The organism is Pantoea sp. Mb-10 (assembly GCF_021272205.1).
GTDB lineage: Bacteria > Pseudomonadota > Gammaproteobacteria > Enterobacterales > Enterobacteriaceae > Pantoea.
In genome coordinates, this window is record NZ_JAJSDX010000002.1 from 412498 (window position 1) to 437811 (window position 25314).

A 25314-nucleotide genomic window follows, 5' to 3' on the forward strand; every position below is an offset into this window, starting at 1 on the left:
AAAAGGGGGCGACTTTAGCGCAGCCTGCCCAAGCTGGCAATGGGCAGGCGTATAAGATTAGGGCATGACGTCCTGATAAACGCGGTACTGGCCGCGCCCGCTATGTTTGGCGCTGTAGCACGCCACATCGGCCTGCGACATCACCGCGCTGCTGGTGCAGTTGTTGGCATCTATCTGCGTAAGACCGGCGCTCGCGCCAACGTGAAACGGCTGGCCCTGCCAGAGAAAGGTATAGCTGCCGATAGCGCTCACCATGCGCTGCACCACCTCGCGCCCCTGTTCCACCTTGCAGTGGGGCAGCAGCACGCCAAACTCATCGCCGCCCAGGCGCGCCAATACATCGCTTTCGCGCAGCAGGGTTTGCATCAGCTTCGCCAATTCGCGCAGCAGCTGATCGCCGGCGGCATGCCCGGCGGTGTCGTTGACCGCTTTGAATTTATCCAGATCGATAAACACCAGCACGTGGCGGGCGTCATGCGCGGCAGCGTCGCTGACCAACCGTTTGAGCTGCTGTTCAAAACTGTGGCGATTCTGCAGGCGCGTCAGCATGTCGTGCGAGGCGCTGTAGCTCAGGCGCTTCATCATTCTGCGTGATTCGCTCACGTCCTGAATAACCATGACCGCGCCGATGCTGACGCCCTCGAGGGTTTTTAACGGCGTGATACTGTAATGAATCTCAACCTGACTGCCTTCTGGCGTATGCAGTACCAGCTCCTCTTCGAGATCCGGCGTGGTTTTTTCACCAGGCAATTGGCATAGCAGGAGATTTGCTACGCGCGCACCGGTGGCACCGCGCGTAATATGCAGCAGTTCAGCCAGCGGCACGCCCGCCGCCCGCGCCTGAGGCCAGCCGCTGAGGGTTTCCGCGACCGGATTCATAAAGGTGACGCGCATTTCATCGTCGGTGCTGATCACCGCTTCGCCGATGGAGGCCAGTGTGATCGCCATGCGCTCTTTTTCCTGAAACAGCGCATCGTTGAGCAGGCGCAGCGGCGTAATATCCCGGCAGATGCCCAGCATACGTTCAATCTGACCGTCCTGACTCAAAATGCGGTTGGCCTCCGTGCGAATATAACGCACCTCATTCGCCAGGTTGATGCGGTATTCAAGGTGGAAGGCGGTACGATGCTCAATGGCTTGCTGCACGGTCCACATTACGCCCTCGCGCTCGGTAGGCTCAATCAAACTGAGCCAAAGCTCGTAGGTAGGCAGCTGATCCACACCCAGTCCAAACAGCGCATAGGTGCGCTTGTCCCACAGCATATCGCCGGAGAGTCTGTTCCATTCCCAAACGCCGATGCCGCCCGCTTCATTGGCCAGCGTGATGCGCTCCATCAGGCGGCGATTGATCTGTTCACTCTGCTTGAGTTCGGAGATATCGACAATCTGCGCGATGAAGTAGAGCGGCTCAAGGGCGGCGTCGCGCACCAGCGAGACCGTTAACCGCGCCCAAACGATCTCGCCGTCTTTGCGAAAATAGCGTTTCTCCATGGTGTAGGTCTGAATGACGCCCGCGATTAAGCGCGCCACTTGCTGAAGATCGCTGTTAAGGTCATCGGGATGGGTGATCTGTTGGAAGGTGAGCTTCTTTAATTCTTCTTCTCGGAAGCCCAGCGTCTGGCACAGAGACTGATTTGCTTGCAGCCAGCTGCCCTGAGGCGACACCAGCGCCATGCCGATGGCGGAATACTCCATCGCGTGGCGAAAGCGGGTTTCGCTCTCGCTGATGTTGTGTTTCTCGCGGCGGAACGCGTCCATCACCATGGCCATCACGTGGCTCGGCAGCAGCACCAGCAAAAAGGGCAACCACATGCCAACATGGCCCGCGGCACGCGCGTTGGGCGCGAGATCAACCCAGCCCAGCGCCAGCAGCAGCGAGATAAAGGTCGCATTCAGGAAAAACAGCAGAAAGGCTTCGAACTTTTGCAGCCGCACGGCGCTGCAAAACAGAATCATGACAATAAAGGTAAAGGGCCACGGCAGAAAGCGCAGTGAGAGATAGCTGGCGAGCAGCGTGGCGGCGAGCATGAGCAGCGTTTCAAGCTGATGTTCAGGCGCGATCGCCTTGCGCAGCGGGCCGTTTGGCCACAGCAACAGTACCGGACCCAACGCCAGGGCACCGACAATTTCCGCAATAACCCATGTGGAAAAGAAAGCCCATGAGGCTTGGTGGCCGACGTTCAACATCCAAACGGCCGCCAACCCCCCCAACAGCGGGGCGATCAGGCCCGCGCACGCCACGAAGCGGACCCAGTCTAATAGCGAATCCAGCTGATGACGGCGATTTAGCAGGGCGCGCAGCAGCACCCCGCCCAGCAGCGCCTGCAGCATATTCAGCAGCGAGAATTTAATGTTACTTAACGAGGGGCCAATCACCAGCATATTGGCGAAGGCAGTACCCAGCACGCAGCAGGCCAACAGCAGCGGCAATTGCCTTACGGGTGCACGAAATACCACAACCGTCATCAGCGCCGTCGAGTACCACAAAGGGGAAATATGCCCGCTGACAACAATCAGTTCCAGGCAGAACAGCGTCAGCACAAAGGCCAACAAGGCCAGCGACACCGCGTGGCGCGTAATAGGATGTGGCCTGTCCGGCGAAGGCGAGAGCTCAAGTGTCATGCACGAATCCAGCAGCGCGCATTCGCTTCCGACAAAAAATGCGCCAGAGATGTTTTTTTCATGCTAGCACATCTGCTTAAAATCTCTGCGCATTAATCGTTTTTTAGTCGGTATTCAAGGGATTGCCTTACAGTAGGGGCTGACGGCGCGCGGTTAACGCCGGTAGAGATCGGCACGGGTAAAGGGTTTTTCCAGCCCGGCGAGATTGGCGGAAAAGCGCTCAAGGAATTGTTGCGTGGTGGCTACGCGTCCGTGGGTCAGCAGCAGCAGCGGCAGCAGCAGCGCCAGGCTAATCTGGCCCAGACTAAAGCCTTTCAATGCGGTGTGGCGCTGCGTAACCAGGAACGCGCTGCTGAGGGTAAAGCCCAGCGCAAGTCCAGCCAGCACTTCACTCAGCGAGTGCGCGTGAATCACCAGGCGCGACAGACCGACCAGCAGCGGAATGAGATAACCCATGCCAATGGTGACGGTGCGCCAGACAGCGGAAAACCGACCGGAGACCAGCCACATCATCACGGGCCACAGCGTCGCGGACATCGCGCTGTGGCCGCTGAATCCGGTGAAGTTAAAGCGAGCGCTACCAATGCCAAAGCCAAGAAACAGAATTTTTGACGTGCTCACCAATAATCCCGCAAGGCCAAACGCCAGCAGCCAGTACCAAACGCTGCGGCGATTGTCACTTTTCCAGGGCAGCACCAACGCAATAATCACTGCGGTGGGAAGCAGCAACATGCTGTCCCCAAAATAGGTCAGGGTTTTCCAACTCATATTTTTCCTTAAAAGTATTCGAGTCCGTCCGCGTTGGGGACAAGGCGGGCAGGGGAACAGTGTATCCATTAACCGTCTGGCTGCATAAAGGGGATAATCTGAAAAGCCGCCGCCCCATTTCTCTGGCAACGCACTGATGAAATACCTATAATTGCCGCCAACAAACCCTCTCATTCGGCTCGTTGCTGCTTTGGCGGTAATGTGCTCCAGTTATCAGGTCCCAAAAAAGTATGACTGACAAGTCCCATCAGTGCGTGATCGTTGGCATTGCAGGCGCATCTGCATCCGGAAAAAGTCTTATCGCCAGCACGCTCTATCGTGAAATCCGTGACCAGGTCGGTGACGAGCATATTGGGGTCATTCCCGAAGATGCCTACTATAAAGACCAAAGCCACCTCACCATGGAAGAGAGGGTAAAAACGAACTATGACCACCCCAGCGCCATGGATCACGATTTGCTCTTGCAGCATCTTCGCGCACTTAAAGCCGGCGAAGACATTGAACTGCCAGTTTACAGCTACGTTGAACACACCCGCACGACACAGTGCATCCATCTGAAGCCAAAAAAAGTCATCATCCTTGAAGGGATCTTACTGTTAACGGATGCGCGCCTGCGGCAGGAACTCAACTTCTCTATCTTTGTCGATACGCCTTTGGACATCTGTCTGATGCGCCGCATGAAGCGTGACGTCAACGAGCGCGGTCGCTCCATGGACTCGGTGATGAGTCAGTACCAGAAAACCGTCCGTCCAATGTTCCTACAGTTCATTGAGCCGTCTAAACAATACGCCGATATTATTGTGCCGCGCGGGGGTAAAAATCGCATTGCCATTGATATCCTCAAGGCCAAAATTAACCAGTACCTTTAAGGCTGATCGGTCTGTGGCGGGCGAAAAGGTTGCCACAGATCAACCCGTGCGGCGGGACGTGACGCAGGGACGTCACGTTTGCCCAGCCTTTCGCTACACTAATTTAGGGAGTATCAGCGATGAGATTATGCGATCGCGACATTGAGGCCTGGCTGGACAGCGGTAAGTTAGCTATTTCGCCTCGTCCACCCGTAGAGCGCATCAACGGCGCCACGGTTGATGTGCGTTTGGGCAACCAGTTTCGCACGTTCAGCGGACACACCGCCGCGTATATAGATTTGAGCGGCCCGAAGCACGAAGTCAGTGCTGCGCTGGACCGCGTTATGAGCGACGAAATCGTGCTGCCCGAGGGCGAAGCCTTTTTCCTGCATCCCGGGGAGCTGGCGCTGGCAGTGACGCTAGAATCCGTGACCATACCTGACGATCTAGTGGGCTGGCTTGACGGGCGTTCGTCACTGGCGCGTTTGGGATTGATGGTGCACGTGACCGCACACCGCATCGATCCCGGCTGGCAGGGCCGTATCGTACTGGAGTTCTATAATTCCGGTAAACTGCCGCTGGCATTGCGTCCTGGCATGTTGATTGGCGCGCTGAGCTTTGAGCCGCTATCAGGCCCGGCCGCGCGTCCTTATAATCGCCGTGAAGACGCCAAGTATCGCGGTCAGCAGGGCGCAGACGCCAGCCGCATTGATAAAGATTAACCGGTGCGTGCCGCAGGCGGCGGGATAACACGCCGCCGTTTCTGCCTTATGCGTAGGATGCTGCAGAACGGCCAATAAGACTTTGAGGATGCAATGAGAAGAGTGATAACCACGCTGGCCATCCTGTTAGTGGTGGTCGTGGCGGGCATGACGGCGCTGGTGCTGCTGGTTAATCCCAACGACTTTCGTAACTATATGGTCAAACAGGTCGCGCAGCGCAGCGGTTATCAGCTTGAGATCAACGGCGATTTGCGCTGGCACGTGTGGCCCCAGCTTAGCATTCTGGCTGGACGTATGAGCCTCACCGCACCGGGTGCCACCCAGCCGGTGGTCACAGCAGACAATATGCGCCTCGATGTCCATTTATGGCCGCTGCTGTCCCATCGGCTCAGCGTCAGTCAGGTCATGCTAAAGAATGCCGTGATCCGCGCCACGCCTGACAGTGATGCGCAGCGGCCACAAGGCGCACCCGTCGGGCCGGGCGACAATGAGCCGTCTGGCGATAACAGCGATGGATGGTCGTTTACCATCGGCAAACTGCGCCTGGCTGACAGCCTGCTGATTTGGCGGCAGCGCGGAGGCGCCGAATACAATTTCCGCGATCTCAACCTGGCGATGAGTCAGGATGAGCGTCAAAATGCCCGGCTTGACCTGGCGACTCGCGTCTCACGCAACCAGCGCAACCTTAGCGTCCGCCTCAATGGCGTCATGAATGTCGCGCAATATCCCCATCGGCTTAGCGGTCAAATTGACGAGTTCAACTATACCCTCGACGGCGTGAATTTACCGCCGCAAGGCATCAAAGGAACGTTAAGCGGGCAGGGCGAATGGGACGGCGACAACCAACAATTCTCTCTGCAAAATGTACAGCTCAGCGCCAACGACAGTGCCCTGCAGGGCAGCGCGCAAGGTCGCCTGGCACTGCCGCAGCAGCTTACACTGGCGCTGAAGGCGAGTACCTTGAATATTGATTCCCTGATCGCGGGTGCGGCGAGCACTGATAGCAGCGTGACGCAACACGCCAGCGTGATGCGGCCGCCGGTGATTGCCGAACCGCTTACGCGCGACAACGCCGACTCGCCGCTGGCTGACCTTGACCTGACGCTGCGGCTTGACGCCGACAGCGCCACGTGGCGTGGCCTTGCGCTAACCAATCTACGCGTGGATTTACAAAATCAGCAGGGCCTGATTGCCCTTAATGCACTCCAGGGCAATGTGGGGCCCGGCCACTTTTCCATTCCTGGCACCGTAGATATTCGCCAGCCTGTCACCAAAGTGGCGTTTCAGCCTGAGTTAGACAACATCGCGCTGGCGCCGCTGCTTAAAGCCTTTGAGCTGCCCGCTGCGCTGCAGGGCAGCGTTTCTCTGAAAGGGGATCTGCAGGGCAATGGACTCAGCGTGGCGGAGGCCAAGCGCTTCTGGCAGGGCAGCGCCGATCTGGAAGCGGATAATTTGCAGTTAAGCCAGCTGGATCTACAGCAAATGGTGCGCCGTGCGGTGACGCGGCTAAGTAGTCGCGTCAGCAATGACCAGCCCGACAGCCAGAGCATTGAGCAGCTAAGCGGGCATATCGCGCTGCAGCAGGGCAAGGTGCAACTGCCCGATTTGCACGGCGGCAATAGCCGGATGGCGGTGCAAACGCAGGGCAACGTGGACGTGGTCAATCAGCTGCTTGATGTCACTATCAACATGATGCTGCGCGGCTGGAAAGGCGATGACCAGCTGGCTGACATCTTAAACAAACAGTCGATCCCGCTGCGCGTCTACGGCCGCTGGGACGATCTGCAATACGCTTTACCGGTGGATGAGGTCGTGCGCCAACAGGTGCAGGACAAAGCGAAAGCGCGATTGAATGAGTGGCTAGACCGACAGCAAGCCGCGAAACCCGCGCACTAGCGATCTCGCCTGCCCGGCGTGGCCGCAAGGCGCGCCGGGTGACGCGTTAAGCGCGATACCATCACTCCCTTTCTCTATTACCCGCTATCCTACATGCCCGTGTCTCCCTTGCCGCCACGCCGGTCAGCGCTGCCTGCCAGCACGCAGCCTGAGCCCTTCCTCGCTTCACCGTGGTAATCAATTCCAGAAATAAGCGCATTCTGATGAAAATTAATCAGGTTACAGGGTAAAAATAGCCCTCGAGCTGCCGTGCCCGCTGCCGCAACAACATTACGCTTTTATTTCTCGGGTAAATGGGCGGCTCATACGTTTTTCCGATAGCTAAATCAGATATATCTCAGGTTAATGCTATTAATTTAATCTTGCGGTGCGACGTCGCCTTTGATGCGTGCATTATGCAGTGAGTATCGAATTAATCTGAATTTTGCGGCGGATGGGTATGAGGGGGATGGCAGCAATACTTATGACTGGTAGTCTTTTTCCTAAAATAGAGCAGGGGACACGAGGCCTACTTGTAAACAGGCCAGTAATAACTAGTATAGCAACGGGTTAGAAAATGTCTGCGTGAATGTGGGTTATCGCGCGCTGTATTGGCTGCTTAATGTCGTGAATTGTGATCGTGCACAGCTAATGCACAATCTTTGTTCAAAAAAACAGGGTTTCAACGCGATATTGGCAGCGACAGCTAAGGGCGGTAGCGTGCCTGAAATGACGTTTTCATCTGCGGAATTGTTTCAGTAGCGGGCACGATAAGTCAGAGTAATCTGTTGGTATTAAAGACAATTACCTTGCTTAACTTGAGTAGGAATTAGCATAGAGCCAACGTGGAAGCCGCAGATTGCCTCCTGAATTGCAGTTAACGTTTTGCTGATTTATTACGCAGCAGCGAGGCATCAGGGATTACGGAATTAAAATAAAAGAGTTAAATATGCGCGATAACGAATTTACATATAAAAGTCTTCTGACAAAAATTTTACTGGCGTGCTCGGATTTAATTTGTTTCAACGCAGCGTTGTTTATTGCTCTGGCGCTCATTAATTCGTTCACACATTCTCCGCTGGCAGATATCTCTGAAAAAGATCTGAATTTAAAAATCGCCACGCACATCTGCTTATCCATAATTTGCACGGGTTGGTTCTGGGTGCGTTTGCGTCATTACACTTACCGCAAACCTTTTTGGTTCGAACTTAAAGAGATTTTCCGCACCGTTCTGATTTTCTCCGTGATTGATTTGTCCATTTCTGCGCTGTCGCAGTGGCAAATTTCCCGTTTTGTCTGGGTCCTGACGTGGCTGCTGGCGCTGGTGTTAATTCCTGTCGCGCGTGCCCTGTCTAAACGCGTACTGAATCACTATGGCATGTGGAAAAAGCAGACCATCATCATCGGCAGCAACCACAATGCGCAGGAAGCCTGGCAGGCACTGCAAAGCGAAGAGGTGATGGGATTTGACGTGATCGCCTTCTTTGATGTCGACGGCAGCTGCCCACAGGCAAGCATTGCCGGCGTGCCGGTACTGCGCAGCGAAGAAGAAGTGTGGCAGCTCACGAACACCGAAACCCAATTTATTGTCGCGGTGGAGTTTGAACAGAGTCAGCACCGTGATAACTGGCTGAAGACGCTGGCCAAACACAACTGCCGCTCAGTGTCCGTGATTCCTACGCTACGCGGTGTGCCGCTGTACGGTACCGACATGGCCTACATTTTCAGCCATGAAGTGATGATCCTGCGCGTCAACAACAACCTGGCGAAACGCACCTCGCGTTTCCTGAAGCGCACGTTCGATATCGTGGGTGCGCTCAGCATTATTATCGCGCTGTCGCCCGCGCTGCTGGTGCTCGGCTTTATGGTTGGCCGTGACGGTGGTCCACCCATTTACGGTCACGAACGCGTGGGCATGAACGGCCGCAAATTCAAATGCCTGAAATTCCGCTCTATGGTGATCAACTCCAAAGAGGTGCTGGAAGAAGTGCTGCGCACTGACCCGGTTGCGCGCGCCGAATGGGATAAAGATTTCAAACTGAAAAATGACCCGCGTATCACCAAAGTTGGCCACTTTATCCGCAAAACCAGTCTGGATGAGCTGCCGCAGCTGTGGAACGTTGTGCGTGGCGATATGAGCCTTGTTGGCCCGCGCCCGGTTATTGAAGATGAACTCTGTCGTTATGCCGGTGATGTCGACTATTACCTGATGGCGAAGCCAGGCATGACGGGATTGTGGCAGGTAAGCGGTCGTAATGACGTGGACTATGAAACTCGCGTCTATTTCGACTCTTGGTATGTCAAAAACTGGTCGCTGTGGAATGACATTGCGATTCTGTTTAAGACGGTTGGCGTCGTGCTGAAACGCGACGGTGCCTACTGACCGCAGGGCAGGGGAACAAAAGTATGCTTCCCCATCCTGCACCGCCAATATTTAACGTGCTTTTATCTGACAACGGCCATTACCGAGCCATAATAAAGCGGGCTATTTTTCCGCAAGGTCAATACCCTACTTTAGCGCATGTCGTCTCAGGCACGGTGACGACGCAAAACCACGGGAGCAAAGGAAAATGGCCTTAAGTTTTAGTCGTTAATTCGTCACGTTTACTTTTACATAGACGCTACACAGCGGCGTTTTCGCCTTGATCGATCATTAACTGATAGCGAAGAATCAGATGATAATGAAAACTAAATTGATACCTTTACTGGTATCCGCAACTTTTCTCTCCGGGTGCACCATCGAACCGGGTTCGCACCTTTCCACCAGTGGAAAAGATGTCGTTGAGCAACAGGACAGTAACTTCGACATCGACAAGTACGTAAACGTCTTTCCGCTCACGCCGCGCTTGGTTGAGCAGATGCGTCCGCGTCAGAATGTGGCGCAGGCTAACCCCGCGCTGCAAACGGAGATTCAAAGCTATGAGTACCGCGTGGGCATTGGCGATGTGCTGAACGTCACCGTGTGGGATCACCCGGAGTTGACCACGCCTGCTGGTCAGTACCGCAGCGCCAGCGACACCGGTAACTGGGTACAGGCAGACGGCACCATTTTCTATCCCTATATCGGTAAAGTGCGCGTGGCGGGCCGTACCGTCGGTGAGATTCGCGCCGAAATCGCGCGCCGTCTGGCGCAGTACATCGAAAGCCCGCAGGTGGACGTGAACATTGCCGCGTTCCGCTCGCAGAAAACCTACGTGACGGGTTCCGTCACCAATTCAGGCCAGCAGGCGATCACCAACGTGCCGCTCACGGTGCTGGATGCCATCAACGCCGCCGGTGGCCTTGCTGCCGATGCCGATTGGCGCAACGTGGTGCTGACGCACAACGGGCGCGAGCAGCGTATTTCACTGCAGGCGCTGATGCAAAACGGCGACCTGAGCCAGAACCATCTGCTCTATCCTGGCGATATCTTATTCGTGCCGCGTAACGACGACCTGAAAGTGTTTGTGATGGGCGAAGTGAAGCAGCAGGCGACGCTGAAAATGGATCGCAGCGGTATGACGCTGGCGGAAGCCTTGGGCAACGCGCAGGGTATGGACCAAACCACCTCCGATGCCACCGGGGTCTTCGTTATTCGTACCATTCGCGGCACGAATCGCACCAAGATTGCCAACGTCTACCAGCTGAACACCAAAGATGCCGCTTCCATGGTGATGGGAACGGAATTCCAGCTTGAGCCGTACGATATCGTGTACGTGACCTCCACGCCGATCACGCGTTGGAACCGTGTGATTTCTGGGCTGCTGCCAACCATCGTCGGTATCGATAACGCAACCTCAGCGGCACAGCGTATCCATAACTGGTAGAAGCAAGGTTTAGCATGATCAAGTCCGTGTTAGTTGTCTGCGTCGGCAACATTTGCCGCTCTCCTACCGGGGAGCGGCTGTTCAAACGCGCGCTACCTGATATTCGCGTGGCGTCCGCGGGGCTCAGTGCCTTGCAGGGCCATGCGGCGGACCAGACCGCCAGTGACGTAGCCGCTGAACGCGGCCTGTCATTGGCGGGCCATCAGGCACAGCAGTTAACGGCCAATTTGTGCCGTGAATACGATCTGATTCTGGTGATGGAAAAGCGCCACATTGAGCAGGTAAATAGAATCGACCCAGCCGCTCGCGGCAAAACGATGCTGCTTGGCCACTGGCTTGGGCAGCAGGAAATTGCGGATCCGTATAAAAAAAGCCGCGAGGCCTTTGAAGAGGTCTACGGGTTACTGGAAAACGCTACCCAGAAGTGGGTCAACGTATTAAGCCGATAGTTGGGAATATCCATGAATATCAAAAACAAGGTTATGACCGCGCCAAAGGAAGATTCGAATGGATGGGATCTGGCGCATCTTGTGGGACAGCTTATTGATCACCGCTGGATCATTGTTGCCGTCACCGCCTTCTTTATGCTGGTGGGAACGCTCTACACACTGTTTGCAACGCCCATCTACAGCGCTGACGCTATGGTTCAGGTCGAGCAAAAAAATACCGCCTCGGTACTGAATGAGCTGCAGGATGTACTGCCTTCCACGCCTGCGTCGGACACGGAGATTCAGATTGTTGAATCCCGCATGGTGCTGGGAAAAACGGTAGATGACCTGGGTCTGGATACCGTGGTGCAGCAAAATTATTTCCCGGTCATTGGCAAAGGACTTTCGCGCCTGATGGGCAACAAGCCCGCACAGATCGCCATTTCCCGCCTGGAAATTCCCCGTTCTATTGATAAGCGCACCGTTGAGCTGGAAGTCACCGGCCCACAGACCTACACCGTGAGCAAAGACGGCGATGAGCTGTTCAAAGGGCGTGTTGGCCAGCTGGAGCAGCACGGCGACGTTACCATGCTGGTAAGCGGCATTGAGGCCGATAAAGGTACCAGCTTCAGCGTCACCAAGCTGAACGAGCTGCAGGCGATCAAAAACGTGCTGGGCGCACTCACCGTGGCGGACAAAGGCAAAACCACCGGCGTGCTGGGTCTGGAGTACGTCAATGAAGATCCCGAGCAAGCCAGCCGCGTGCTAAACCAGATCGTGAACAACTATCTGCTGCAGAACGTTGAGCGCAAGTCAGAACAGGCTGAGAAGAGTCTGCAGTTCCTGCGCAATCAGCTGCCGCAAGTTCGCGCGAATCTGGATGAAGCCGAAGACAAGCTGAATACCTATCGTCGTCAGAACGAGTCGGTGGATATGTCGCTGGAGGCGAAATCGGCCCTGGATTCTTCTGTCAGCGTGCAGAGTCAGCTGAATGAGCTGACGTTCCGCGAAGCAGAAGTGTCACAGCTGTTCACCAAAGATCACCCCACCTACCGTGCGCTGCTGGAAAAACGCAAAACGCTGGAGTCGGAACAGGCTGAGCTGAACAAAAAGATTGCTGGCATGCCGCAAACGCAGCAGGAAATTCTGCGTCTGACGCGTGATGTGCAGTCCGGTCAGGAAATCTACATGCAGCTGCTGAATCGTCAGCAGGAGCTGAGCATTAGCAAGGCCAGCACCGTGGGCGATGTGCGTATCATTGACCGTGCCGAAACGGCCGGTAGCCCGGTTGCGCCGAAGAAGCCGCTGATCATTGCTGCCAGCCTGATTCTTGGCCTGCTGCTCTCCGTGGGGCTGGTGTTACTGAAAGCGCTGTTCCATCACGGCATTGAAAACCCAGAGCAGCTGGAAGAGCTGGGCATGAACGTGTATGCGAGCGTACCGCTTTCTGAATGGCAGCGTAAGAAAGACAGCGAAGCGCTGGCGCGCCGCGGCCATCACAAAGAGAAAAGCGATCCGCACAACACGCTGCTGGCGCTGGGTAATCCGACCGATCTCTCTATTGAAGCGATCCGTAGCCTGCGCACCAGCCTGCACTTCGCCATGATGGAAGCGAAAAACAACATCCTGATGATCACCGGTGCCAGCCCGGGTATTGGTAAAACCTTTATCTGTGCCAACCTGGCGACGCTGGTGTCAAAAGCAGGTCAGCGTGTGCTGTTTATCGACGGCGATATGCGTCGTGGCTATACCCATGAGCTGCTGGGTGCGGACAACAAAGTGGGTCTCTCGAACGTGCTGTCCGGCAAAACCGAGTTCACGCCAGCGCTGATTCAGAAAGGCGTGTACGGCTTTGACTTCCTGCCGCGTGGACAGGTGCCACCTAACCCGTCTGAGCTGCTGATGCATCGCCGTATGCAGGAGCTGCTGGAGTGGGCCAGTCAGAATTACGATCTGGTGCTCATCGATACGCCACCGATCCTGGCCGTCACCGACGCGTCCATTATCGGTAAGCTGGCCGGCACCTCGCTGATGGTCGCACGTTTCGAAACCAATACTGCGAAAGAGCTGGATGTGAGCTACAAGCGCTTCGAGCAGAACGGTATTGAAATCAAAGGGGTTATCCTCAACGCCGTGGTACGCAAAGCGTCGAATGCCTACGGGTATGGTTACGACTATTACAACTACGAATACGGCAAAGAGACCAAAAGCTAAGCACGACCATTTGGGGCGGATTTTCCGCCCCTTTTTCTTCCCCGGCGCCGACGAAAAGCGGGGGAATTTTGCGTTATCAATACACACAGCACAATCTTAGGTCATTCCGTGGTGGCTAACGTGGCTCGCACGGGTAAGAGGATTAACGGCATGATTTTTCAGAACAAAGCCGATTTCTTTCACCTTGCTATCCGCGCTACCGTTAAGTCTGGAACAGCTTTATAAGAGGTGCTGGCAATGCAGGACATCCGCTTCTCAATTGTCATTCCCGCGTACAACGCGTCGAAGTCAATTGTCACAACGCTGGATTGCGTGAAAGCGCAGTCGTATCGCAATTTTGAAGTCATCATTGTGGATGACAAATCGGCTGATGCTGCCGAACTGGCGCAGGTGGTGCGCGGCGAGCGTTACCAGGAGCTGGACATCAAGCTGGAGCTGTCTGAGGTCAAACTCAACGGCGCAGGCGCGCGCAACAAAGGCATCGAGCTGGCAGAAGGCGATTTCATCAGCTTTCTCGACGCCGATGACGAGTGGCATCCTGACAAGCTGCTGGAAGTGCAGCGCACCATCACCGCGCTTGAAGCGCAGGGCAAGTCGCGCTACCTGATCTTCAGCCAGGTGAACATTCATCAGGACGGTGCGTTCCTGAAAGTGATGCCGATGCAGCCTCCGGGTAAAAATGAGACGGTGGCGGAATATCTTTTTGGTTGTTATGGCTTTATTCAGACCAGCACCATCGTGCTGAAGCGCGAAGATGCCGAAAAAATCAAGTTCGATACCCGCTACATCCGCCATCAGGATTACGATTTCTGTATTCGCGCCGATCGCATGGGTTATGCGTTTGTCATGATCGACAAGCCGCTGGCGACCTACCATCTGGTGACCAAGTTTGGTTCTAAGCACAAGGGCGAATCGGTGAAATATTCGTTCTTCTGGCTGGATACCATGAAACCGCATCTCACCACGCGCGATATCCATACGTACAAAGCGTTCAAGCTGCCGTTGCGTTACAAAATGGACGGAAAATCGCTGCAGGCCAGCATGAGCTTTGCGCGCTACTTCTTCCTGACGAACCGCGACAACCGTGCTTACTTTCTCAATCGGCTGATCGACAAAGTGAAATCCCGCTTTGGCGGCGGGCGCACGGCATCATAAACGTGATGACACATTTACTGGCTCCCGCTTTGGGGGCAATTTTTAGGTTCCTGACACTTCGGGTATCCCCATGACAAATCATGTTGGCACCATCGGTATTGTGATGCCGATGTATAACGCGCGTCAGACCGTGCTGCGCGCGGTTGAGTCGATCATCAACCAAACGTATTCCGACTGGCATCTCTATTTGGTTAACGATAAGTCGACCGATGACTCACTGGCTTGGGTGCGCGAGCACTGCACCGATCCGCGCATCACCATTCTGAGCAACGAGGTCAACATGGGCGCCGCAGAGACGCGCAACCAGGGGCTTCGTGCAGCCAAAGAAGAGATTATTGCGTTTCTGGACAGCGATGACGAATGGCTGCCGGAAAAGCTTGCTGAGCAGGCTGCCGCCATCGCCGCCGGCGACAACTTTGTGATCACGCACTATCACTACAAAACCCAAAAGGCCGATCACGATATTCTCTACAGTAAACCCTACCTACAGCAGGAAAATTTCGTGAAGAAGCAGTATCGCGTCTGCTTCTCCTCGGTCTGTTTCCGCCGTCCTCCTCAGGGCATCTTCTTTGAACGCAAGGGTCATGAAGATTTCCTGTTCCTCTATGAACTGTTCTTACGCTACAAGCAGGCTCGGGTGATCCAGAAAACGCTGGTTAATTATTACGAGCTGGGCGATTCCCTGTCGCGCAATAAGAACAAAGCCGCTAAATGGCACCTCGAATTATTAAGAATTATCTATAAAAACAATCCTTTAAAAATCTATTACTATTACGGCTGGTATATGCTCAACGGTGTTCTCTTTACCTTGAAACATCGCTGATACCTGACATTCCCTTCCCGAAAGCGTGCCGGATGGCGTTCGCTATGCATGACGAGCGCGGGTAGGAAGCGGGTGTGCGTTAAGCCTTACTGAGGTAGAAAGCGTCAAATGAAAAAAATTGTTTTGGTGATTAAAGATGCCTACTCCTATGCGGGCACAGAGAACATCTGCAACTTTATGTCGGAGTGTCTGGGCGAGGAGCATGACGTCACCATTTATTCATTAGAAGGCCACGGCAAAACGTTTTATCCCTTTAAGCATGTCAAAGAGATTGTCAGCTTTGAAGGGCAAAGCAACCCCATAAAACAGGCTGTAACGCGTATTCATGACGCGGGCTTTGATACCGTTTTTCTGATCAGCATGGGCCGATTGAGCGTGATGTTTGCGTTTTGGAATCTGCTGGCCATGAAGAAAAAGCGCTTTAAAGCCTACGCCTGCGAGCACATTGCCATTAACTCCTTCAGCAAGCCAATTAAGCTGCTGAAGTGGTTAATGCTGCGCTACTACGATCGCGTCATTGTGCTAACCGATAAAGATCATCAGGTCTTTAGCCGTTGGCACATTCCCAGCAAGCAGATCCCGAATCCGATTGTTTATAAAGGCTTTGAACGCCAGACGCGCAGCCGTCAGGCGCTGGCGGTAGGACGCCTTGACCACCAGAAAGGTTTTGATCTGCTGTTAGATATCTGGGCCGACTTCAGCAAAACCCATCCCGAGTGGACGCTGGCGATCGCCGGTGACGGTGAGCAGCGGCAGCAGCTGCACGATCAGGCTGCGGCGCTGGGCATCACGCAGAGCGTGAAGTTTGTCGGGAAGGTCAGCAATATCAACGATTACTACCGCGACAGCGACATGGCGCTGATGACCTCGCGCTATGAGGGGTTGCCGCTGGTGCTGCTGGAAGCCAAATCCTGGTCGCTGCCGGTGGTCGCCTACGACTGCCCAACCGGCCCGCAGGAGATCATTAATCACGGGGAAGATGGTTTCCTGGTGCCCATGAACGACAAAGCGACGTTCCTGGCGCGAATGGACCAGCTGGCGAGCGACGATAGTCTGCTGTTTGCCATGAGTGATAAGACCAAAGAAACGGCGCTGAAGTTTGACGGTAATCAGATCAAACAAAGCTGGTTGGCATTGGTGTGAGTGCCGATTCTCGTGCCTCCGGGGATAACTTTTCGGCCGCTCTGCGGCCCCAATAATGACCACGGGATGTAACGCATGAAAAGAAGAGAAGTCTTGCAGACCGCAGCCTCCTCCATTGTCGCCGCACTCTCTGCGAGTGCGTTTTCCAGCTATGCCGCGAAAAACGGCCAGCCTGTGCTGAAAGCGGTTGATCCCGCTAGCGTGCCGAAAGGCGACGTGCCGATTTTAACGCCGGAAAACGTCTATACCATGCCGCCCCAGTTCTGGCAGAACTTCGAGGGCAAACTGTGGATCGGTAAAGCGGGCAGCGACGCCAGCCAGTCTGGCAACCAAATCCCGGTGTACCTGCGCGACGCCAGCGGCAAGGTCTCGCAGATCGGTCAGCCGATTGCGCTTAACAAGGGCAATTTCGCGCAGTTCATTCATGACAACGCGGCACTGATCGCCGATCCTGCCCACTCCATGGTGGTGCAGGACAATGACGGCAACACGCTCTTCTCCATTGACGACGTTTCGCGCCCGAATGCCAGTAACTTTAGCCAGCGCCTCGCGCAGCCCAACGGCTACCAGCTGATCGGTGAAATCCCGTCGGTGGCCGAGCTGCGCAAAACGCGGCCGCTGTTTGCCGGTGCCAAAATCAAACTGAAAAGCTGGCACGAAGGCCTGGAAGTGGGCGGCGGCGAGTTTGTGGGCAGCTACGGCGCAGGCAAAGATGACGGCGGGGTGAATTTCGCCGGAGAGGGGTTCACCTGGCGCCGCGTGGTGGATGACTTTAACCGCCTGACGCTGTTTGACTTCGGTGCCATTGCCGACGGCAAAACCGACGCGGCGCCGGCCATCAAAGCCATGTACCAGTGGTCGCAGGACGCTAACCAGCCGATTTGCGTGCAGTTCCCTGCCGGTACGTTCTTTGTGTCGGCCTGTGATTTTGGCGACCAGCAGCAGCGCTTTTTCCGCATCTCCGGCGCGATGGTCAACTTTGGCTACTTCCCGGCCACCACGCTGGTGTCTGACGGCCAGTCTGAGTTCCTGTTTCAAGTCAACGCGCGCTGGACCGAGCTGTCGAACCTGAACTTCAACGGCAACAACGACAAGCATCCGAATAAACAGGGGTTGTTCCACAACACCTGCCCGGGTGGCCAGTTCTTCCGCGGTGCCTGTCTGCGCTTCAACCACGTAGGTGGCGTCAGCTTGCATCTGGTTGACACGCTGGATTGTAAAATTGACCAGTGGTATGCCGACAGCTGTACCGGGGATGTGATTAAAGCGACATGGTCCGGGCAAAAAGTGGGGGTATGGGATCACAGCACCGCTATCGAGCTATCCAACTTCAATGCGCAACACTGTAAAGGTGGCAAAGTGCTGAACCTGCCGCGCTGCAGCCAGTCGATTATCCATAACGGCTGGATTGAGCACAGCGAGTTTCCAGGCGATATCTCTAACGGGCAGTGGATCATCGACGCACTGAGCCTGGAAGATTGCAAAAATCCGCTGATTGCCCATAACTCGCGGCTGAACATGCGTCAAACCAACCTGCAAAGCGGCAGTTGGATCGATAATTCGCTACAGGGTGAACGCTGGCTCAACATCTGGGAGATGGGCTCCACGCGCGTGGAATCGTATGGCGTGGCGATCGACGGCAGCCTGAAATACAACTACATCACCTCGCGCTACCGGCTGACCAATAACACCAACCAGGAAACCTGGTTTGAGTTGGGCAACTTTTACTCACCGACCGTGGGCGATAGCTGGGAAATCGAAGTATTTGGTCAGTCGCAGTTCAATAACGGCAGCGACGACAAGCCGCTGATGGATCTTATCCACGGTAAAAATACCGGCGGACGGGCGGTAATCCACCTGCAGCGCAAAACTAAAAATGCAGAGGTGAGTTGGTCGGCAGAGGGCAGTTCGCCGGTGGTGGACGTGCGCTTCGATCCGCGCAGCGAAACGGACACCAAAGTGTTCGTGAAGTTAGCGGGATGGACGCCAACTACCGCGGTGCTGATCAAGAGCACCGCCAAAGATCGCTTTTTGGCCGGGCGTTGCGCCCGCGTCGATGCCGTGATGGAAAAGGGCAGCCCTGACAGCGGCAGCCAGCAGGCACCGCAGCGTTTCAGCTTACACAACGGTAAAGCGGGCGTCGGCGGCAATGAGCAGGGCGATCTGCTGCTGGCGTCGCGTCCGCTGAACGCTAATCAGGTGGATACGCGCGAACCGAAAGGATTTGTTTCGGTGGTGATCAATGGTGAGCAGGTTGCTTTGCCCTATTTTGCCCTGAAAGGATAAAGCTCGACGGCGCGTTGCACACTACGTGCCGGAGACAGGGCACAGGCATCGGTGCCCTGTCTGTCAGTCACACACTTTTTGGGGCATTTACGTCCCGCGACGTTTTAACAGCGTTCATTTTGCCGGTTCAGGAAATGGCACAGTTGTAAAAATTACAAAAATTTATCTGGAGTTTTTATGAAGATTTTATTGGTGGGTAACCATACCTGTGGAAATCGTGGGGATGGCGCGATTTTACGTGGACTGATTGATTCCCTGCAGTCTGCACGAGAGGATTTGGATATCGATGTCATCAGCCGCTATCCAACCAGCTCCGGTTATTTACTGCAACAGCATATCCAGCAGGATTCGCTGTTCCTGCACAACAGCAAATCAGGCAAAGGCCTGGTAGGCAGCTTTAAGCGCAAAGTCGCTAACCGGCTCATGCCCGACATCATGATGGCGCATTTGGGCAAAGGGGGGCTGTACAAATCGTTTTCGGTGCCACCGCATCTGGCCGCCTTTACCCAAAGCCTGGCGCAGTATGACGCCATTATTCAGGTCGGCGGTTCGTTCTTCGTGGATCTCTACGGCGTGACCCAGTTTGATCATGCGCTGTGTGCGCTGATGGCAAAGAAACCGCTCCACATGATTGGTCACTCGGTAGGACCGTTTGAAAACCCGCGCGTCAACGCGCTGGCAAACTTTGTGTTCGATCGCGTAGACAGCCTGGTGCTGCGCGAAGAGGTGAGTCTTGACCGCCTCAAGCAGGATGGCGTCACCACCTCCCGCGTGAAAAAAGGCGTAGACACCGCATTTTTGGTGAAAGCGCGCAGCGTAGAGAACCCCAGCCACAACCTGCTGCACTGGCAAAACATTATTCGTGCGCGCAAAACCATCGCCATCACCGTGCGTGAGCTGGCGCCGTTCGACAAGCGCCTGGGCGTGACGCAAAAAGAGTACGAAGCGGCGTTTGGTCGCGTGATCAACGCCATGATTGCCGAGGGCTATCAGGTGGTGGCGTTTTCAACCTGTACCGGCATCGACAGCTACGCGAAAGACGATCGCATGGTGGCACTGACGCTGCGCGACCACGTTGAACAGCCTGAGCACTATCACGTGATTATGGATGAGTTCAACGATCTGGAATTGGGCATTCTGCTGAGTGAATGTCATCTCACCATCGGGACGCGTTTGCACTCCGCGATTATCTCAATGAACTTCGGCACCCCAGCCGTGGCGATCAACTATGAGCATAAGTCGCTGGGCGTGATGAAGCAGCTTGGCCTGCCGCAAATGGCGACCGACGTGAAAAGCCTGATGGACGGCTCGCTGATCGACAAAGTGCACACCGTGCTGGCCGATTACGACAGCGTGAAGCACAAAGTGGACACTGCGGTAGCGCAGGAGCGTGAGATTGGTAACCGCATTACGGCAGAAATTCTCAACGTGCTGGGGTAAGTCATGAAGCTAACCTTTTTCACCATGCGTTTTCCCGTTGCCTCCGAGACGTTTGTGCTCAATCAGGTAACGCACTTTATTGACGCTGGCTATGAGGTGGAGATCATTTCGGTTTTTCCTGGCGATATGATCAATCGCCACGCGGCATTCGATGAGTATGATTTGGCGGCCCGCACCCATTACCTGCTGCCGGAAGAGAAAGTATCGAATCTCGATAAGCTCACGCAGCGTATCGGGTTGATGCTGCCGAAAATCGGCAAGCGCTCGCTGCTAAAGTCGCTCAACGTCGGACGCTACGGCGCGCAGGCGAAAAAGCTGCTGCTGCCGGCGATTGTCGCGAACGCCAAACAGACCTTCACCGCAGACGTCTTTCTGGTGCACTTCGGTTATGCGGGGGCGTTAGCGAATAAACTGCGCGAACTTGGGGTGTTGAAAGGGAAGCAGGCCACCGTGTTCCACGGCGCGGATATTTCGCGCCGCCACATTTTGGAAGAACATAAACTCGATTACCTCAATCTGTTTAAGCAGAGCGAATTGATGTTGCCGATCAGCCATTTGTGGGAAAACAAACTGATCGAGATGGGCTGTCCGCGTGAGAAGGTGCACGTGACGCGCATGGGCATTGAACCGGAGAAGTTTAACTTTACGCCTCGCAAGGCCTTCCATCAGCCGCTGCGTATTGTCTCTGTGGCGCGTTTGACAGAAAAGAAAGGGTTGGATGTGGCGGTAAAAGCCAGTGAAATCCTGCGCGACAAAGGTGGTGAATTCCAATTTACCATTATCGGTAATGGCGAGCAGGACGGCATGATGCGTGAGCACATTGCGCGCGCCGGACTGGAATCTTGCGTGTCGATGCCGGGCTTCAAGCCGCAGGAGGAGATTCGTCAGGCGTTGAATGAGGCGGATATCTTTTTGCTGCCATCGAAAACCGCCGCCGATGGCGATATGGAAGGCATTCCGGTGGCGCTGATGGAAGCGATGGCCGTGGGGCTGCCAGTGGTATCCACCTACCACAGCGGGATTCCGGAGCTGATTCAAAACAACGTCAGCGGCTGGCTGGTGTCGGAGAACGACCCCGAGGCGTTGGCAGAGACGCTGCTGCGCCTGTCGCGCGGGGAAGTTGACGTCGCACCGGTGGTGGCCGCGGCGCGCGAAAAAGTGGAAACCGAATTTAATCAGCACATTGCTTACGGTGACCTGGCTAACGTTTTGGAGCGCATGGTGTGAGTGGATTAAAAAAACAGGCGGTCTGGCTGTTTGGCAGTACCTGCTTTGCGGCGCTGCTGCAGGTGCTGCAACTCAGCGTGCTGGCACGCAAGCTGGAAGCGCATGAGTTGGGCTTGCTGGCGATTATCAACGCCATTCTGGCGGTGGCAACCGTGCTGCAGGATATGGGGATGAGCAGCTATATCGTCCACCGTCAGGACATTAACCGCCGTGAGCAAAGTACTATCTACTGGGTTAACGTGTCGCTCAGCCTGTGTACGGGCGTCATTATGCTGGCGATCGCCTGGCCGGTGGCGTGGTTTTATCATCTGCCGGAGCTGACCGGGCTGATCATGCTGACCAGCCTGAACTTTTTGGTGCTGGGGCATCTTTCGCAGTATCAAGCGCACTTTATTAAAACCAAGCGTATGGTGCTGCTGGCCAAAATTGAGATGGCAACCAAGCTGTTTGCGTTTGCGTGTACCGTGCTGATGCTCTATTTCACCTCGTTAACGGTGGCAGCCGCGATTCTCGGCCTGTTTATCAACGCGTTCACGCGCATTCTCTGCATGATCTATTTCGGCGAAAAGTCCTGGCGGCCAACGTGGGAATTTGATGGAAAAACCTTCGCTAGCGCGGTACGTTACGGTATTTATCAGCTTGGTTCGCAGACGATAAACCAGCTCCGCACCCAAGCGGATGCGCTGATTGTGGGCAAAGTGATGGGCGCCGAGATGCTGGGCGTGTACTCGCTGGCCAAAGAGTTGATCTTGCAGCCGCTGAAGCTGGTCTCACCCGTGATCAATCGCCTGGCGCTGCCGCGCTTTGCGGAACAGCAGCATAACCCTGAGCAGCTGCAAAAGCTGTTCCTGAAGGGCACGCTGCTTATCATGCTGTTCAGTAGCGCAATGTATTTGGCTATCGGTATTCTGTCTCCGGTGATTGTGCGTGTGCTGTACGGTGCCTCGCATGAGCAGGTTTATCACCTGATTCCGCTGATGCTGCTGTTTGGCATGCTGCGCCCGATGGGCGGGCTCACCGGTGCCATCTCGCAGGCCAACGGGCGCACTAATGTGGAGTTTTACTGGAACGTGGTGGCCAGCCTGGTGGTGATTGTGGTGCTCGCCACCACCTTCATCTGGCCGAATGTCCTCTACGTGGCGCTGACGCTGTCGATTTCCCAGGTGCTGATTTCCGCCTTTGCGCATCCGTTCTTCATTAAGCCGGTGATCGGCATCCGCTTCATGCCTTACGCGCGTCAGTGGGTTTCGGTGTCCGTGGTGTTTGTCGGGCTGATGCTGCTGGTGAATCACTTTAATCTGTTTATCATGCCGGAGTGGTTTGCCGGCTGGTTGTAATGCCTTCCTAAGCGGCCTGCGGGCCGCTTTTGCTTTTCCCTGCCGGAATCCCATCACAACAACCTTATTCCCTGCCTCTTTTCTAAAAAAAAGTGGACTCAGTCCCGCTGGTCCAGTCGGCGCATCGGCGTCCATTTTTCAGCGATTTAGCGGAGAAATTTCACTTAGCGCCGTGGCTTTATAGTGCGAGAATTTCTGAATTTTTTACGCTGTGACAGAGAGTTAGTGTCGGTTTTTCAGATAAAGATTATACTTGCAACTTCGGCCGATCCGGCATAATCGACCCACGTATTCACTTCATGAAATGGACTAAATATGACCAAGCTTAAAGCAGTAATCCCGGTTGCGGGTCTCGGTATGCATATGCTCCCAGCGACAAAAGCAATACCGAAAGAGATGCTGCCTATCGTTGATAAGCCGATGATTCAATACATCGTTGACGAGTGCGTGGCGGCAGGCATCAAGGAGATTGTGCTGGTCACCCATGCTTCCAAAAATGCAGTGGAAAACCACTTTGACACCACTTACGAGCTGGAAGCGCTGCTTGAAGCGCGCGTCAAACGCCAGCTGTTGAGCGAAGTGCAGTCTATTTGTCCCCCGGGCGTGACCATCATGAACGTGCGTCAGGCCAACCCGCTGGGGCTGGGCCACTCGGTACTGTGCGCACGCCCGATGATCGGTGACAACCCGTTCGTGGTTGTGCTGCCAGACGTGCTGCTGGATGACTCCACCGCCGATCACCTGCGCTATAACCTGGCCGCTATGGTGGCGCGCTTTGAAGAAACCGGACGCAGCCAAGTGTTGGCTAAGCACATGCCGGGCGCCGATCTCTCTGAATATGGTGTGCTGACCACCGAGCAGCCGTTGGAAAATCCGGGCGACATGAGCACCATCACCGATTTCGTGGAAAAGCCGGATCAAAATCACGCGCTGAACTCAGACCTGACCGCGGTCGGACGCTACGTGCTGTCTGCGGATATCTGGGATGAGCTGGAAAAAACCGAGCCGGGTGCCTGGGGGCGTATTCAGCTGACCGACGCCATCGCCTCGCTGAGCAAGAAAAAGCCGGTGGACGCGCAGCTGATCACCGGAACCAGCTTTGACTGTGGCCGTAAAATGGGTTACATGCAGGCATTCGTGTCTTATGGCTTACGCAGCAATGCGCAGGGCCGTGAGTTCCGCGAATCCATTCAAAAAATTCTGGCGAAATAATATTTCGTGCCGCGCCCGCGGCGCGGTTTAAAGGAGTATACATGGCTATTTTGGTAACGGGCGGAGCCGGGTACATCGGTTCTCATACGGTGCTGGCGCTGCTTGAGCGCGGCGACGACGTTGTTGTCCTCGATAACCTTTGTAATGCGTCGCGCGAAGCTATCCGTCGTGTTGAGAAGCTGGCAGGAAAAAAAGCGGTGTTTATCGAAGGGGATATCCGCGATCGCGCCTGCCTGCGCGACCTGTTTGCTGCGAATGACATCAGTGCCGTGATTCACTTTGCCGCGCTGAAAGCGGTGGGAGAGTCAACCCGCATGCCGCTGGAATACTATGAAAACAACGTTGCGGGTACGGTCGTTCTGTTGGAAGAGATGCGCGCGGCGGGCGTCTGGAACTTCATTTTCAGCTCCTCGGCTACCGTTTACGGCGCCGATGCGCCCGTGCCGTATGTGGAAACCACACCGATTGGTGGCACCACTAGCCCTTATGGCACCTCTAAGCTGATGATCGAATTTGTCATGCGCGATTTCGCCAAAGCCGAGCCGAAATTCAAGGCGATTGCGCTGCGCTATTTCAACCCGGTTGGCGCGCACGAATCGGGTGAGATTGGAGAAGATCCCTCAGGCATCCCGAACAACCTGCTGCCGTACATCGCGCAGGTGGCCATTGGCCGTCTTGAAAAGCTGGGTGTGTTTGGCGGCGATTATGATACGCCGGACGGTACCTGCCTGCGTGATTACATCCATGTGGTTGACCTGGCAGAAGGGCATCTCAAAGCGCTGGATCATCTGGACAAGGTTGAGGGCTACACCGCCTTTAATTTGGGGGGCGGTAAAGGCTTCTCGGTGCTGGAAATGATTAAAGCATTCGAAAAAGCGTCCGGCAAGACCATTCCCTTCGAGATCAAACCACGCCGTGATGGCGACCTGCCAGCCTTCTGGGCGGATGCGACCCTCGCCAATCAGGCGCTGGACTGGCGCGTTACGCGCGGCATCGATGCCATGATGCGCGATACCTGGAACTGGCAGTCGAAGAACCCCAATGGCTTCAATTAACCTCAGCGCTTAATTAAGCGGCACAGTGAGGCGGGCAGCAGGCCCGCCTTTTTTATTGTCTTCTCCCGCCCGTGTTCTTTTCGTCACTTTCTGATTGCAGCCATCAGGCGCAAGGTGAACGATATCCCCGTGCACTTACGCACAATTGGTTAATAATTGAACCATCACTTAAAGGTATAGGCCATTTTGTTCGTGTTCATTAAACCGCAGTGGTAAAATTCCTGATCTGAAATAATCCATCCTTTTTAATTGATTTTACAGAATTACAGAGTTTCATACATATAGTGCAGCGCTCTGGGAAAACGCACTATGCTTAGGGACCGTTTTTTACCTATCAGCACGCTGGGAGCTGC

The 25314-nt window shown here is 55.0% G+C and carries 18 protein-coding genes; 16 read left to right on the top strand and 2 right to left on the bottom strand.

Annotation, left to right across the window (positions count from 1 at the left end):
• Positions 1-57: 57 nt before the first annotated feature.
• The gene (locus LU196_RS05190; protein ID WP_232759591.1) at positions 58-2622 is read right to left on the bottom strand and encodes a diguanylate cyclase; all 2565 of its coding nucleotides are present in this window, start codon (positions 2620-2622) and stop codon (positions 58-60) included.
• Positions 2623-2775: 153 nt separating this feature from the next.
• Entirely contained in the window at positions 2776-3390 is a 615-nt protein-coding gene (locus LU196_RS05195; protein ID WP_232759592.1) for a phosphatase PAP2 family protein, read from the bottom strand.
• Positions 3391-3620: 230 nt separating this feature from the next.
• Here LU196_RS05195 and udk point away from each other — a divergent pair, with 230 nt between their 5' ends.
• The 16 genes from udk to galE all read left to right on the top strand — a co-directional run bounded on the left by udk (position 3621) and on the right by galE (position 24961).
• On the top strand, positions 3621-4259 hold the full coding sequence (gene udk / locus LU196_RS05200) for a uridine kinase (RefSeq protein ID WP_232759593.1): 639 nt from the start codon (positions 3621-3623) through the stop codon (positions 4257-4259).
• Positions 4260-4378: 119 nt separating this feature from the next.
• A complete protein-coding gene (dcd, locus tag LU196_RS05205; protein ID WP_232759594.1) occupies positions 4379-4960 on the top strand; it encodes a dCTP deaminase in 582 nt (193 codons plus the stop codon).
• 93 nt (positions 4961-5053) lie between these two features.
• Positions 5054-6856 (top strand): outer membrane assembly protein AsmA, encoded by a 1803-nt coding sequence (gene asmA, locus LU196_RS05210; protein ID WP_232759595.1) that lies wholly within the window; start codon positions 5054-5056, stop codon positions 6854-6856.
• Between the two features lie 928 nt (positions 6857-7784).
• Positions 7785-9218, top strand: coding sequence for an undecaprenyl-phosphate galactose phosphotransferase WbaP (gene wbaP / locus LU196_RS05215; protein ID WP_232759596.1), 1434 nt, complete (start codon positions 7785-7787; stop codon positions 9216-9218).
• Positions 9219-9516: 298 nt separating this feature from the next.
• The gene (locus LU196_RS05220; RefSeq protein WP_232759597.1) at positions 9517-10641 is read left to right on the top strand and encodes a polysaccharide export protein; all 1125 of its coding nucleotides are present in this window, start codon (positions 9517-9519) and stop codon (positions 10639-10641) included.
• A 14-nt stretch (positions 10642-10655) separates the two neighbouring features.
• A complete protein-coding gene (locus LU196_RS05225; RefSeq protein WP_232759598.1) occupies positions 10656-11090 on the top strand; it encodes a protein tyrosine phosphatase in 435 nt (144 codons plus the stop codon).
• Positions 11091-11102: 12 nt separating this feature from the next.
• Positions 11103-13283 carry a tyrosine-protein kinase Wzc gene (gene wzc / locus LU196_RS05230; protein WP_232759599.1) on the top strand — a complete coding sequence of 727 codons (2181 nt, stop codon included), beginning with the start codon at positions 11103-11105 and terminating at the stop codon, positions 13281-13283.
• Between the two features lie 237 nt (positions 13284-13520).
• A complete protein-coding gene (locus LU196_RS05235) occupies positions 13521-14438 on the top strand; it encodes a glycosyltransferase family 2 protein (RefSeq protein WP_232759600.1) in 918 nt (305 codons plus the stop codon).
• Between the two features lie 70 nt (positions 14439-14508).
• A complete protein-coding gene (locus tag LU196_RS05240; RefSeq protein WP_232759601.1) occupies positions 14509-15261 on the top strand; it encodes a glycosyltransferase family 2 protein in 753 nt (250 codons plus the stop codon).
• A gap of 108 nt (positions 15262-15369) precedes the next feature.
• On the top strand, positions 15370-16404 hold the full coding sequence (locus LU196_RS05245) for a glycosyltransferase (RefSeq protein WP_232759602.1): 1035 nt from the start codon (positions 15370-15372) through the stop codon (positions 16402-16404).
• Positions 16405-16479: 75 nt separating this feature from the next.
• The gene (locus LU196_RS05250; protein WP_232759603.1) at positions 16480-18690 is read left to right on the top strand and encodes a phage tailspike protein; all 2211 of its coding nucleotides are present in this window, start codon (positions 16480-16482) and stop codon (positions 18688-18690) included.
• A gap of 177 nt (positions 18691-18867) precedes the next feature.
• Positions 18868-20130, top strand: a complete 1263-nt coding sequence (gene wcaK, locus LU196_RS05255) for a colanic acid biosynthesis pyruvyl transferase WcaK (RefSeq protein ID WP_232759604.1) — start codon at positions 18868-18870, stop codon at positions 20128-20130.
• A 3-nt stretch (positions 20131-20133) separates the two neighbouring features.
• The gene (locus LU196_RS05260; protein WP_232759605.1) at positions 20134-21357 is read left to right on the top strand and encodes a glycosyltransferase; all 1224 of its coding nucleotides are present in this window, start codon (positions 20134-20136) and stop codon (positions 21355-21357) included.
• Entirely contained in the window at positions 21354-22694 is a 1341-nt protein-coding gene (locus LU196_RS05265; protein ID WP_232759606.1) for an MOP flippase family protein, read from the top strand. Before LU196_RS05260 ends, LU196_RS05265 begins: the two co-directional genes overlap by 4 nt.
• Positions 22695-23009: 315 nt before the next feature.
• Positions 23010-23906, top strand: a complete 897-nt coding sequence (galF, locus tag LU196_RS05270) for a UTP--glucose-1-phosphate uridylyltransferase GalF (RefSeq protein WP_232759607.1) — start codon at positions 23010-23012, stop codon at positions 23904-23906.
• A gap of 41 nt (positions 23907-23947) precedes the next feature.
• The gene (gene galE, locus LU196_RS05275; protein WP_232759608.1) at positions 23948-24961 is read left to right on the top strand and encodes a UDP-glucose 4-epimerase GalE; all 1014 of its coding nucleotides are present in this window, start codon (positions 23948-23950) and stop codon (positions 24959-24961) included.
• Positions 24962-25314: the final 353 nt, after the last annotated feature.

Excerpts from the sequence above, each read along its gene's own strand:
- LU196_RS05190 (WP_232759591.1), bottom strand. The coding sequence starts at position 2,622 with ATGACACTTGAGCTCTCGCCTTCGCCGGACAGGCCACATCCTATTACG.
- LU196_RS05195 (WP_232759592.1), bottom strand. The coding sequence starts at position 3,390 with ATGAGTTGGAAAACCCTGACCTATTTTGGGGACAGCATGTTGCTGCTT.
- udk (WP_232759593.1), top strand. The coding sequence starts at position 3,621 with ATGACTGACAAGTCCCATCAGTGCGTGATCGTTGGCATTGCAGGCGCA.
- dcd (WP_232759594.1), top strand. The coding sequence starts at position 4,379 with ATGAGATTATGCGATCGCGACATTGAGGCCTGGCTGGACAGCGGTAAG.
- asmA (WP_232759595.1), top strand. The coding sequence starts at position 5,054 with ATGAGAAGAGTGATAACCACGCTGGCCATCCTGTTAGTGGTGGTCGTG.
- wbaP (WP_232759596.1), top strand. The coding sequence starts at position 7,785 with ATGCGCGATAACGAATTTACATATAAAAGTCTTCTGACAAAAATTTTA.
- LU196_RS05220 (WP_232759597.1), top strand. The coding sequence starts at position 9,517 with ATGAAAACTAAATTGATACCTTTACTGGTATCCGCAACTTTTCTCTCC.
- LU196_RS05225 (WP_232759598.1), top strand. The coding sequence starts at position 10,656 with ATGATCAAGTCCGTGTTAGTTGTCTGCGTCGGCAACATTTGCCGCTCT.
- wzc (WP_232759599.1), top strand. The coding sequence starts at position 11,103 with ATGAATATCAAAAACAAGGTTATGACCGCGCCAAAGGAAGATTCGAAT.
- LU196_RS05235 (WP_232759600.1), top strand. The coding sequence starts at position 13,521 with ATGCAGGACATCCGCTTCTCAATTGTCATTCCCGCGTACAACGCGTCG.
- LU196_RS05240 (WP_232759601.1), top strand. The coding sequence starts at position 14,509 with ATGACAAATCATGTTGGCACCATCGGTATTGTGATGCCGATGTATAAC.
- LU196_RS05245 (WP_232759602.1), top strand. The coding sequence starts at position 15,370 with ATGAAAAAAATTGTTTTGGTGATTAAAGATGCCTACTCCTATGCGGGC.
- LU196_RS05250 (WP_232759603.1), top strand. The coding sequence starts at position 16,480 with ATGAAAAGAAGAGAAGTCTTGCAGACCGCAGCCTCCTCCATTGTCGCC.
- wcaK (WP_232759604.1), top strand. The coding sequence starts at position 18,868 with ATGAAGATTTTATTGGTGGGTAACCATACCTGTGGAAATCGTGGGGAT.
- LU196_RS05260 (WP_232759605.1), top strand. The coding sequence starts at position 20,134 with ATGAAGCTAACCTTTTTCACCATGCGTTTTCCCGTTGCCTCCGAGACG.
- galF (WP_232759607.1), top strand. The coding sequence starts at position 23,010 with ATGACCAAGCTTAAAGCAGTAATCCCGGTTGCGGGTCTCGGTATGCAT.
- galE (WP_232759608.1), top strand. The coding sequence starts at position 23,948 with ATGGCTATTTTGGTAACGGGCGGAGCCGGGTACATCGGTTCTCATACG.